Source organism: Paenarthrobacter sp. CCNWLY172 (genome assembly GCF_037402035.1).
In the GTDB taxonomy this organism is placed as follows: domain Bacteria; phylum Actinomycetota; class Actinomycetes; order Actinomycetales; family Micrococcaceae; genus Arthrobacter.
Genome location: NZ_JBBEGB010000007.1, coordinates 1 through 12,824, shown reverse-complemented (window position 1 = coordinate 12,824; position 12,824 = coordinate 1). Strand labels below are relative to the sequence as shown.

Below are 12,824 nucleotides of genomic sequence, written 5' to 3'. Positions count from 1 at the left end.
GCGCAGAGCAGAATATACAGGCTCCGATAACGCATTGGCGATCAGCCTGGAGAGAGTATCGCGTACATATCCAGGTGCCGATTCCCCCGCTCTATCTGACGTCTCACTGGCAATTGAGTCCGGTGAGTTCGTGTCCATTGTGGGCCCTTCAGGCTCAGGGAAATCGACGCTTTTGAACGTCTTGGGCTTGTTGGACAGAGCAAGCTCCGGACGTCTCGCCATTCGTGGGCAAGCCGTCGACGCCGCTTCAGAACGAAGCCTCGACACGATGCGATTACGCCTGATTGGGTTCGTTTTCCAGTCCTCAAACGTCATCGGTGACGATAGTGTGATCAGCAATGCTGCTATCGGATTACGGGTCCAAGGCGTGCCGATGGACGAGCGGGCGTCGGCTGCCTTGGACGCGCTGGAGTTCGTAGGTCTGGAGCATAAACGCAAGGTCCAAGCCAAGCTCCTATCAGGCGGCGAACGGCAACGACTTGCAATAGCACGGGCAATTGCGACACACCCGCGGATCATTCTTGCCGACGAGCCAACAGGCAATCTTGATTCAAACAACAGCAGACGGGTCATTGAATACCTTCGGAAACTCAACTCCGAAGGTGTCACCGTCATTGTCATCACCCATGATGTGGACGTGGCGAACCAAGCGGATCGCCGAATTGAGATCCGGGACGGTCGAATCACGAGTGACGTCGAAACGAAGTCCCAACCAATGCCGCAACCTAGGGTTCCGGTCGACCTCGAGCCGTTTGGTGCAGCCAGTCAGCAGTCATGGGTCTCTCGCACCGTGTGTTCCCTCATGGATGACTGGGGCGATGCACTGAGCGCGCTCTCGGCCCGCACCCTGCGAACAATGCTTCTCATTCTTGCATTTGCGATTGCCATCGGGGGGATGACGGGTGCCCTGGGTATCAGTTCGACGACGTCGAATGCCATAAACAATCGGCTGGCTATCGCCTCACAGGATCGGCTGTCCATCTCCATCGAAGACGGACCTGCCGTGCTTCGAGACGATTTCGATGGGCTTCGCTCCGGGGTAGATCGCATTGCCCGTCTTCCTCATGTAGTCGGCGCATCCTATGTGTACTCAGCGGTTCCGGCAGACGTACACATAACACGGGTTAAGCCCTCCGACCTGGAACCCGAAACGCCATTGTCACTCCACTCCTCCTCGAAGAACTACTTCAATGACTTCGGAATCGAGCTAATTCCCCACAACATCCGAAGTGCCCTCGATGACCCACTAGCTGGTCCACTCGCAGTAGTCTCGACAAAGGCGGCAATTGCGCTCGACATACCGTTCAGCAAGAAATCCGGGCCGGCGACAGGGGTGAGCATATGGATCGATGACCAACTTGTGCCGATTGTTGGTGTCTTCGAACCTGGCCCAAACTTTCCTGAGTACGCTGACTCCGTATTCGTAAACGCCAGCATCATGCGTGCCGTCTCAAGATCAGACCTAAAAGTTCAAGTTCGAACCGAAAAGGGCTTCTCGGCTGCGATTGCCCGAGTAGCACCGCTTGCATACTCGCCGAGCGACCCGGGGAAGGCAAAAGTAGACGTCACAGCCGATATTCAGTCAATCAGGCAGGACGTCTCAAATGATCTCGGGTCGCTCATCGCATTGCTATCGCTGGTCCTGATGCTCCTGGCGATCATCACTGCGGCTTCCTCGATGTACCTGACCGTTCAGAACCGATCGGCAGAGATAGCCCTTCGACGAGCGATCGGCTCAAGTCGATGGCTAATTTGCCGATCCTTCATCCTTGAGGGCTTCATCGTTGGAATGACAGCAGGTTCGCTCGGCGGCATCATCGGAACTGTGACCACGCTTTGCGTCTCCTGGATCCAGGCCTGGCCGCCCGTATTGCCCCCGGAGCTATGGCTGGTGGGAGTCCTTCTGGGTGCGACCACCGGTATTGTGAGCGCCATATACCCCGCGTGGGTCGCCAGTCGCCAAGATCCCGCTATTGCGATTCGCGCGTAGCAATCCCACCTGAGTTTCCCCCCGAACCAGCTTCGTGGATGCAAAACAGTACCCTCCCCCAGCGGCCGCCCGCTTTTCCGTCGTTGAGCAACAACGGAAAAGCGGGGCCATACACTTTCAAAGGCTTAGGCGTTCGCGATCAACCCCAGCTCAGCTTTGGAAGCCAGCGCCGAGTGCTTCGGGAACACCCGGACGGTGTAGCCGAAGGAACCGGACCGATTGATGACCACGGAGCCGTTGAACAGATGCCGTCCGTTGCCGAGGTCTTCCACGGAGTCCAGTTCAGCCACCACGATGTCCTCGAGTTCGTCGGACTCCTCGGCCCGCCCAAAAGCTACCTCGACGGACACGTCATCCGGGGTGAGGCTGTTGAGGGCCACGTAGGCGTTGACCTGGAGGCTGTCGCCTACCTGGGGTTCCTCGGAGACCCCCACGGAGTCAACGTGCTCCACCATTACCTGGGGCCACGCGTTCCGGACCTTGGTGGTCCAGGCGGCGAGTTCCTTTGCTTCCTTGAAGGATTCGGCAACAGCCCTGCGCCCGGAAACAGCGGCCGGGCAGTAGAGGTTGTTGACGTAGTCGTGGAGCATACGTTCCGCGGAAACGGCGGGGCCGAGGTTTGCCAAGGTGTGCTTGATCATGGATACCCAGTGAGTGGGAACGGTCTCGCGGCTGGACTCGGACGGTCCCGCAGCTCCAGCGCCTTGGGCAACGGTGGTGCCGTAGAAGCGCGGAGCTACCTGGTTTTCGAGGAGCTCGTACAGAGCGGACGCTTCGATGTCGTCACGTTCATCCGCTGAGGCGCCGTTGTTGGCTGTGGGAATCGCCCAACCGTTTTCGCCGTCGTACATTTCGTCCCACCAGCCGTCCAGGACGGACAGGTTGAGTGAGCCGTTGATGGCTGCCTTCATGCCGGAGGTGCCACAGGCTTCCAACGGGCGGAGCGGGTTGTTGAGCCACACGTCGCAGCCCGGGAACAGGGTCCGTGCCATGGCGATGTCGTAGTTGGGCAGGAAGACGATCCTGTGCCGGACTTCGGGATCGTCGGTGAAGCGCACCAGGTCCTGGATCATCTTCTTGCCGGCATCGTCTGCGGGGTGCGACTTGCCGGCGATGACCAGCTGGATGGGGTGTTTCGGATCGAGCAACAGGGCCTTCAAGCGTGCGGGGTCGCGCAGCATGAGGGTAAGTCGCTTGTAGGTGGGCACGCGACGGGCAAAGCCGATGGTGAGCACGTCCGGGTCCAGCACGGAGTCGGTCCAGCCGAGCTCGGCGTCGGCGGCGCCGCGCTTCTTCCAGGAGGCCCGGAGCCGGCGTCGGACGTCTTCGATGAGTTGGGCGCGGAGCTCCCGGCGGAGTGCCCAGACGTCTTCGTCGCTGACGTTGTAGGCAAGGTCCCACCGGCCCAACGCTTCAGCCTCGGCGCCAAACTGGTTCCGGGCCAGGGTGGAGATGCGGGGGTCCACCCAAGTGGGGACGTGGACGCCGTTGGTGACGGAGGTGATGGGGATCTCGGAGTGGTCGAATCCCGGCCACAGGCCTGCGAACATTTCGCGGGACACCACGCCGTGCAGCTTTGCCACGCCGTTGGCACGCTGCGCCAGGCGCAGGCCCATGACTGCCATGTTGAAAACGGAAGGGTTTCCGCCGTCGAAGTTTTCACGGCCGAGTTCCAGGATGCGGTCCGTGGGCACCGCAGGTGCCAGTCCGGCTTCGAAGAAGTGCTTGATCTGGACGGTCTCGAAGCGGTCGATGCCGGCGGGGACGGGCGTATGCGTCGTGAAGACGGTGGACGCGCGTCCGGCCGCGAGGGCCTCGTCCCAGCTGAGGGGCACGGTGGGATCGGACATGGCTTCCTGGATGCGTTCGATGCCCAGGAACCCTGCGTGGCCTTCGTTGGTGTGGAAGACTTCCGGCGCGGGGGTGCCGGTGAGTTCCTGATAGACGCGGAGGGCCTTGACGCCACCCATACCCAGGAGGAGTTCCTGCTGAAGCCGGTGGTCGCCCCCGCCGCCGTACAGGCGGTCGGTGATGCCGCGGGCGGCTTCATCGTTGGAGGGAACGTTGGAGTCCAGCAGCAGCAGCGGAACGCGTCCGACGTCGGCACGCCAGACGTGCGCGTGGAGTTCGCGGCCGTTGGGCAACGGAAGGGAAATGTGGACGGGCTTGCCGGGCATGCCGTCCTTGCCGGGGTGGCGAAGAAGCGTGAGCGGCAGGCCGTCGGGGTCCAGCACCGGGTAGGTTTCCTGCTGCCAGGCGTCCCGGGACAGGGACTGCTTGAAGTAGCCGGCCTGGTAGAGGAGCCCGACGCCGATCAGCGGCACGCCGAGGTCCGAGGCGGCTTTAAGATGGTCGCCTGCCAGGATGCCGAGGCCGCCGGAGTACTGCGGAAGGACCTCAGTGATGCCGAATTCGGGGGAGAAGTACGCAATGCAGGCGGGAGCGTCTTCGCCGAGGCCCTGGTACCAGCGCGGTTCGCTGAGGTACCGGTCCAGGTCGGAGGCAGCTGCCTGAACGCGCTCCACCACGTCGCCGTTGTTGGCGAGGTCCTGCAGTTGTTCGCGGCTGATGGACCCCAGAAGGGCAATGGGGTCGTGCTGCGACGCCTCCCAAAGAGCCGGGTTGAGGCTCCCGAAAAGTTCCCGTGTGGGCCGGTGCCAGGACCAGCGCAGATTGGTCGCCAATCGGGCCAGGGGCCGGATGGGCTCGGGGAGGACGGTACGGACTGTAAACCTTCGAATAGCCTTCACGAGCGCCACACTAACGGACGGACATGGCAGTCGGAACTGGATTGGGTTTCTTTTAGGTAAAAGTCATCTTGCGTCGAGTAGATAGGTCGTGTGCTTAGCATTCTGTGATTTTTGTCGCTAACGTCGTGGTTGTGACGAAAACCGCGCGAACCATCACCGCTCTGAAATCCAAGACGACTACGGACATCACCCAGGGACTGCGCTTCGGCCGGTTCCCCATCACTGCCGTGCAGCCGGTGGTTGAAGGTGGCCGTTTCCCGGCGAAGGCCTTGCCGGGCGAGGACCTCGTCGTCGGCGCCACAGTCTTCCGTGAGGGCCATGACCAGCTCGGCGTGTCCGCTGTGCTGCTCGATCCCCGGGGCAAGGAACGTCAGCGTGTCCGCCTGACCCCTGCCGAGGGTGAGCAGTGGAAAGGCCTGGACCGCTGGGAGGGCCTGATCACGCCCACCGGCACCGGGGCATGGTCTTTCGTTATTGAGGCGTGGCACGACCGTTACGGCACCTGGCATCACAACGCCGAGGTCAAGGTGGGCGCAGGCATCGACGTTGAGCTGATGCTCGCCGAGGGCGCTGCCCTCCTCGCGGAAGCAGCCGACGACGCCGGACGCAGCGCTGTTGAGAAGCGCACCTTGCGTGCCGCTTCCGTCGTGCTGGCCGATACCACCAAGACTGCCGAGGAGCGCCTTGGCGCCGGTTTCAGCCCTGAGGTGCTGGCCGCCGTCGGACGTGTTCCGATCCGTGAACTGGTGACTGTTTCCGAACGTTTCCCGCTGCAGGTGGAGCGCGACCTCGCGGGTCGTGGTTCCTGGTACGAGTTCTTCCCCCGCTCAGAGGGCGCTGTCCTGGATCACTCCACTGGTGTGTGGACCTCCGGTAATTTCCGTACGGCAGCCAGGAGGCTCGACGCCGTGGCGGAGATGGGCTTCGATGTCATCTACCTGCCGCCCATCCACCCGATCGGTTTCCAGCACCGCAAGGGCCGCAACAACACCTTGACGCCGGGACCACAGGACCCGGGTTCGCCGTGGGCCATCGGTTCCAAGGACGGCGGCCATGACGCCATCCACCCTGAACTGGGCACCTTTGACGACTTCGACGCCTTTGTGGCGCGCGCCAACGAGCTGGGGCTTGAGGTTGCCTTGGACCTTGCCCTGCAGGCAGCCCCGGACCACCCGTGGGTGACGTCCAACCCCGAGTGGTTCACCACGCGGGTGGACGGTTCCATCGCCTACGCGGAAAACCCACCGAAGAAGTACCAGGATATTTATCCGCTGAACTTTGATAATGACCCGACGGGACTGTCCAAGGAAATCCTGCGCATCGTGCAGTTGTGGATCAGCCACGGCGTGAAGATTTTCCGCGTGGACAACCCGCACACCAAGCCTGTGTGGTTCTGGGAATGGCTGATCGGCAAGATCAACAAGAAGAACCCCGAGGTTGTCTTCCTGGCGGAGGCCTTCACACGCCCGCCGATGATGCACGCCTTGGGGCGTGCTGGCTTCCAGCAGTCCTACACCTACTTCACGTGGCGGAACACCAAGACCGAACTGGAAGAGTACTTCCACGAAGTCAGCCATGTGAGCCCGGCGTACTTCCGCCCGAACTTCTTTGTGAATACCCCGGACATCCTCACCGAGTACCTGCAGTATGGCGGTCCGGCAGCCTTCCGCATCCGGGCTGCACTGGCTGCAACGGCCAGCCCGCTCTGGGGTGTCTACGCAGGGTTCGAGCTCTACGAGCACGTGGCCCGTCCGGGTGCCGAGGAGTACATCGACAACGAAAAGTACGAGTTCAAGGCGAGGGACTGGGAGGGCGCCGCCGAATCCGGACGCACGCTGGCGCCCTACATCACCAGGCTCAACACCATCCGCAAGAAGCACGTGGCGCTGGGCGACCTGCAGAACCTGACACTGCACAGCAGCACGGATGAGGCCACGATCGTGTACTCCAAGCACAAGACGCTGCCGGATGGCACCAAGGACACCTTGATCATCGTGGTCAACGTGGATCCGCACAGCACCCGCGAAAGCACGGTCTCCCTGGACCTCGCGGCCCTGCAACTGGACCCACGGGACCTTAACGAGGACGGCCGGTTCCGGGTGGATGACCTCATCAGCGGCGAGAGCTGGGAGTGGGGCGAGCACAACTACGTCCGCCTGGATGCGCATGTTGAACCGGCACACATCCTGAGCATCCGGAGGCAGCTTTAGTGAGTTTTTCTCCGCAGAACCCCAGCCAGTACTTCACTCCGAAGAACACCTTCGAGTTGAACGCCCCCGGTCTCCAGCATGATCCACACTGGTACCGCAAGGCAGTCTTCTACGAGGTACTGGTGCGGGCCTTTGCGGATGCCAACGGGGATGGCTCCGGCGATTTCCATGGGCTGATCGAGAAACTGGACTACCTCCAATGGCTGGGCGTTGATTGCCTCTGGTTGCCACCGTTCTTCCATTCGCCGCTGCGGGATGGTGGCTACGACATTGCGGACTACACGTCCGTGTTGGATGAGTTCGGCACCATCAGCGATTTCAAGCGGTTGGTTGCCGAGGCACATGCCAGGGGCGTCCGCGTCATTATCGACCTTCCGTTGAACCACACCTCGGACCAGCACCCGTGGTTCCAGGAGTCGCGCAAGGACCCCACGGGTCCCTACGGCGATTTCTACGTCTGGAGCGATACGGATGAGAAATACCAGGACGCCCGGATCATCTTCGTTGACACCGAGGAATCCAACTGGACGTTCGATCCCATCCGCCGGCAGTTCTTCTGGCACCGCTTCTTCAGCCACCAACCGGATCTGAACTTTGAGAACCCCAAAGTCATCGAGGCCCTCTATGACGTGATCCGGTTCTGGCTGGACCAGGGGATTGACGGGTTCCGTGCGGACGCCATTCCCTACCTGTTTGAGGAAGATGGCACCAACTGCGAGAACCTGCCGGCCACGCACACCTTCCTGCAGGACCTTCGGCGCATGGTGGACGCGAACTATCCCGGCAGGGTGATCATTGCGGAGGCCAACCAGCCGCCGCATGAAGTGGTGGAATACTTCGGCACCGAGGAAGCACCCGAATGCCATATGGCGTTCCACTTCCCCATCATGCCGCGGCTCTACTACGCACTGCGGGACCAGAAGGCCGCACCCATCATCGAGACCCTGCGGGAGACCCCGGACATTCCCAAGGGCGCCCAGTGGGGGACTTTCCTGCGCAACCATGATGAGCTCACCCTGGAGATGGTGCCGGCCGAGGAACGCGCCGCGATGCTGGGCTGGTATGCCCCTGATCCCCGGATGAGGGCAAACATCGGCATCCGCCGCCGGCTCGCGCCGCTGCTGGACAACTCCCGGTCCGAAATTGAGCTCATCAATGCGCTGCTCCTTTCCCTGCCCGGCAGTCCCTTCCTGTATTACGGGGATGAGATCGGGATGGGCGACAACATTTGGCTCGATGACCGTGATGCCGTCCGCACGCCGATGCAGTGGAACCCGGACCGCAACGCAGGTTTCTCCGGAGCAGATCCGGGCAAGCTGTACCTGCCGGTCATCCAGTCGCTGGTTTACAACTACGGCATGGCCAACGTTGAGGCCCAGGCCGCGCACTCCGGTTCGCTGCTGCGCTGGACCCGCCAGATCCTCAGCGTCCGCAAGAACCACCCGGTGTTTGGTCTGGGCGGCTTCCGGCACATTGAAGCCGATCATGAAGTGGTGTTGGCCTATGTACGGGAATTGCCGGCAGGCAACCCCGAGGGCGAGGACGCCGAAACGATTCTGTGCGTCTTCAACCTCTCCCAGCACCCTGTGTCGGCAACGTTGGACATCCCCGAATTCGCGGGCCGCGGCCTGCGCGATATTTTCGGCGGCCAGCCATTCCCGGCCGTCGGCGACAACGGTCATCTGACCGTGATGCTGGGCAGCCACAGCTTCTACTGGCTGCGGGTGCGCTCGGCCTTTTCCAATCCGTCGTCGCCTTTTACCCAGGCGATTCCCGTGGTGACCTCCAAAGGATGAGATGAGCAAGGCAAACTTGAACCCCTCCATTGAAGGACTTCTCCGTCACTGGCTGCCAGGCAAGCGCTGGTTCCCGGTCCAGAGCCCCGACTTTGCGCTGGAGCAGGTGGGCGCTGTCAGCCTCCCTGGCACTCACGGCGACACTGCTTTTGAGGTGGTGCTGCTGGCGGTGACCCACCGGACGGCCGACGGCGGTCCCCGGACTGACGTGGTGCAGGTTCCGTTGAGCTACCGGAGCCAACCACTGGTGGACGCCCCGGCGGCATTGTTGGGGGAGTTTACGGACGACTCGGGCCTGCGCCTGGTGTACGACGCCGTCTACGATTCCGATTTCGTCACCGCCTGGCTGGAACTGATGCGGAGCGAAGGCAGCGTGGGAGGTGCACGGGGACACCTCACCCGTGGCCGCGTCGCGCTCCCTGAAAACCCCACCTCCGTACGGGTCCTGTCCGGCGAGCAGTCCAACACGTCGGTCATCATCGACGACGGCAATTCGGCCGCGATCGTGAAGATCTTCCGCGTGCTGGCGGCTGGAAAGAATCCCGAAGTAGAGCTTGGCGCCGCCCTGACCGCCGCCGGGACCGCCGAAGTTCCTGCGACGCTCGGCTGGATCACCGGCTCGTGGGAGGGCCCGGCATCGAACGGATCCGCGCCGGCTACCGGAGAACTGACCGTGGCACATGAATTTCTGCTTGGTGGGTTGGACGCCTGGCGGTTGGCCGTCGAAGCAGCCGCAGCCGGTAAGGATTTCACTGCCGAGGCCCGCGGGCTCGGGGCCGCGACCGCCACGGTTCACGCAAGGCTGGCGGAAACGTTCGGTACCCAGGACGGGCAGGAACAGGGGCCCAATATCATCGCAGCTGTAGCACGGCGCGTCCGCCAGTCGTGGGCTGAGGCGGCATCCGCCGTCGGGCCCTATGACGGCAACCTCGACCAGCTGCTGGCCGCACTGGATCCCCGCGATGTGGGGCAACTGCAGCGCGTCCACGGAGACCTCCACCTGGGACAGATCCTGTTGGTTCCTGCAGACGAATCGGTGTCCGGCGACGACGGACGGCCAGGGCGGTGGGCCATCCTCGACTTCGAAGGCGAGCCCCTGCGGACCATTGACGAGCGCAACAGTCCGGATCTTCCCCTGCGTGATGTCACGGGCATGCTGCGCTCCTTCGACTATGCGGCGGGTGCTGCTACGCGCGAAAATTCCCATGCCAACGTGCCTGAAACCTGGGTGGATGACTGCGCTGCAGCGTTCCTTGAGGGCTACAGCGACGTCACCCCCGGAACCATAGACCGCCGCTCGCCGCTCTTTGTGGCATTGTGGCTGGACAAGGCCTTATACGAGGTGGTGTACGAGTTGCGGAACCGGCCCGACTGGCTGTCGATTCCGGTCAACGCATCACGACGAATCCTCGACAACACAAGCCGCGGCAAGCATGCGGCAGCTACAGCGGAAGGTAATGACATGACTGGCTCTGCACGCACCGAACGGCCCCGAGTTCCCTTGCACGTGGACTCCGAGACCTTGGAACGCGTGGCAGCCGGCGCCTATCACGCGCCGCACTCGGTCCTGGGCGCACACTTGGACGACCACGGCCACGTCACCGTCCGTACGGTGAAGCACCTCGCAAAGTCCGTGGCGGTGGTGACCGAAAGCGGCCGGACCGACATGGAGCATGAAGCCCATGGCGTGTGGGCCGCCGTCCTGGAACCGCTGCAGGCGGGCCACGTGCCGGACTACCGTTTGGAAGTGGTGTACGACGTCGAACCCGTCACCATCGATGACCCGTACCACTACCTGCCTACCGTCGGTGAAGTGGACCTGCACTTGATCGGTGAAGGCCGCCATGAGCGCCTTTGGGATGTGCTCGGCGCCCACGTGCAGCACTACCGTTCCGCGCTCAGCGAGGTGGACGGTGTCTCGTTCGCAGTGTGGGCCCCGAACGCCCAGGCAGTTCGCGTCAAGGGCGACTTCAACGGCTGGGATGGCCGTCAGCATGGCATGCGTTCCCTGGGTTCCTCCGGAGTCTGGGAACTCTTCATTCCGGGGGTTGTAGCAGGGGCGTGCTACAAATACGAGATCCTGACCAAGTCCGGCCACTGGATAGAAAAAGCCGACCCGTTGGCGTTCGGTACAGAGGTCCCGCCATTGACGGCGTCGCGCGTTGTGGACACCAGCTACCGCTTCAAGGATGCGGAGTGGATGACAGCCCGCGCCGCGAAAGATCCGCATAACTCGCCCATGAGCGTTTACGAAGTTCACCTGGGCTCCTGGCGATTGGGTCTTGGCTACAAGGAACTTGCCAAGGAACTTGTGGACTATGTGAAATGGCTCGGGTTCTCCCACGTCGAGTTCATGCCAGTGGCCGAGCACCCCTTCGGTGGTTCATGGGGCTACCAGGTGACGTCCTACTTTGCGCCGACTTCCCGCTTTGGCCACCCGGACGAGTTCCGTTTCCTGGTGGATTCACTTCACCAGGCCGGCATCGGCGTCCTCCTCGACTGGGTACCTGCGCACTTCCCCAAGGACTCCTGGGCGTTGGCGCAGTTCGACGGTCAGCCGCTATACGAGCACTCCGACCCCGCGTTGGGTGAACACCCGGACTGGGGAACCCTGATCTTCGATTTCGGGCGCAGCGAGGTCCGCAACTTCCTGGTGTCCAATGCGCTGTACTGGCTGGAAGAATTCCACATCGATGGCCTCCGGGTGGACGCTGTTGCCTCGATGATCTACCTGGACTACTCCCGCGAAGAAGGGCAGTGGAAGCCCAACAAGTTCGGCGGCCGCGAGAACCTCGAAGCCATTTCCTTCATGCAGGAAGTCAACGCCACCGTCTACAAGTCCCATCCCGGGGCCATCATCATCGCCGAGGAATCCACCGCCTTCCCCGGCGTCACGGCCCCCACCAACCACGGCGGACTGGGCTTCGGGCTTAAATGGAACATGGGCTGGATGCATGACTCGCTCAAGTACATCTCCGAAGACCCCATCAACCGCAAGTGGCATCACGGCACCATTACGTTCTCCCTGGTTTACGCCTTCACCGAGAACTTCCTGCTGCCCATCAGCCACGACGAAGTAGTTCACGGCAAGGGCTCAATGCTCCGGAAGATGCCCGGTGACCGCTGGCAGCAGCTGGCCAACCTCCGCGCCTTCTTCGCCTACCAGTGGGCGCATCCGGGCAAGCAACTCATCTTCATGGGCACCGAGTTCGGCCAGGAAGCCGAATGGTCCGAGCAGTATGGACTGGACTGGTTCCTCGCGGACATTCCGGCGCACCGCGGACTGCAACTCCTGATCAAGGATCTCAACGAGCTCTACACCTCGACGCCCGCCCTTTACCAGCGGGACAACGATGCCGGCGGGTTCCAGTGGATCAACGGCGGGGATGCCGACCACAACGTCTTGTCCTTCATTCGCTGGGACCAGGATGGCAAACCGTTGGTCTGCGCTGTGAACTTCTCCGGCGGTCCGCATAAGGACTACATCCTGGGTGTGCCTGCAGCGGGGGAATGGACCGAAGTCCTGAACACCGACTCGGAAACGTACGGCGGTTCCGGAGTGGTGAATGCAGGTTCCCTGAAAGCCTCGTCACCCGGAACCGATGGCCAGCCCGCCGCGCTGACCGTTACTCTTCCTCCGCTCGGCGCCTCCTGGTTCGCGCCGGCCGGGCAGCCCGGGCGTTCGTAATCACCCCGTAGGGCAGTAGCTCTTCAGGCGGAGAGGGCCCGGATCCAGGATTCCGGGCCCTCTTCCCTTTGTTTCCGAGGATTTTGCCAGCCTAAGCGACCGTGTCGTTGCCGGGTTTTGCCATCACGGGGAAGTAGGGGTATAGTTAGTACCCGCGCTGCTCCCCAGTGGAGGACGGTGAAGCTGACAAGAAACCGCAAGGAAAATCAAGTCAAGTTCGCCGATTTGACCCGGAGGCAGGCAGCGTGTAAGTTTGAAAAGTTGCTCCGGAGCGATCCAGCGAAGGCTGGTGGTACTGCTCTGGGATTGTGACCTGTTGTTTGAGAACTCAATAGTGTGCCAAGTTTGTTGATACCGATTGTTTTATTGATTGGTTGAAATTATGGCTGG

The 12,824-nt window shown here is 62.0% G+C and carries 5 protein-coding genes; 4 read left to right on the top strand and 1 reads right to left on the bottom strand.

Annotated features, from left to right (window positions below; all coding sequences use genetic code 11):
- The first annotated feature begins 34 nt into the window (after nucleotides 1-34).
- Nucleotides 35-1,990, top strand: a complete 1,956-nt coding sequence (locus tag WBN73_RS12225; protein WP_207596391.1) for an ATP-binding cassette domain-containing protein — start codon at nucleotides 35-37, stop codon at nucleotides 1,988-1,990.
- Between the two features lie 125 nt (nucleotides 1,991-2,115).
- Here the strand turns inward: WBN73_RS12225 and glgP are convergent, their stop codons facing one another.
- A complete protein-coding gene (gene glgP / locus WBN73_RS12220) occupies nucleotides 2,116-4,740 on the bottom strand; it encodes an alpha-glucan family phosphorylase (RefSeq protein ID WP_207596392.1) in 2,625 nt (874 codons plus the stop codon).
- A gap of 125 nt (nucleotides 4,741-4,865) precedes the next feature.
- Here glgP and WBN73_RS12215 point away from each other — a divergent pair, with 125 nt between their 5' ends.
- The 3 genes from WBN73_RS12215 to WBN73_RS12205 are packed head-to-tail and all read left to right on the top strand — an operon-like array spanning nucleotide 4,866 to nucleotide 12,434.
- On the top strand, nucleotides 4,866-6,950 hold the full coding sequence (locus WBN73_RS12215; RefSeq protein WP_337340510.1) for an alpha-1,4-glucan--maltose-1-phosphate maltosyltransferase: 2,085 nt from the start codon (nucleotides 4,866-4,868) through the stop codon (nucleotides 6,948-6,950).
- On the top strand, nucleotides 6,950-8,746 hold the full coding sequence (gene treS, locus WBN73_RS12210) for a maltose alpha-D-glucosyltransferase (RefSeq protein ID WP_207596393.1): 1,797 nt from the start codon (nucleotides 6,950-6,952) through the stop codon (nucleotides 8,744-8,746). Before WBN73_RS12215 ends, treS begins: the two co-directional genes overlap by 1 nt.
- A gap of 1 nt (nucleotide 8,747) precedes the next feature.
- Nucleotides 8,748-12,434 (top strand): 1,4-alpha-glucan branching enzyme, encoded by a 3,687-nt coding sequence (locus WBN73_RS12205; protein ID WP_337340374.1) that lies wholly within the window; start codon nucleotides 8,748-8,750, stop codon nucleotides 12,432-12,434.
- Nucleotides 12,435-12,824: the final 390 nt, after the last annotated feature.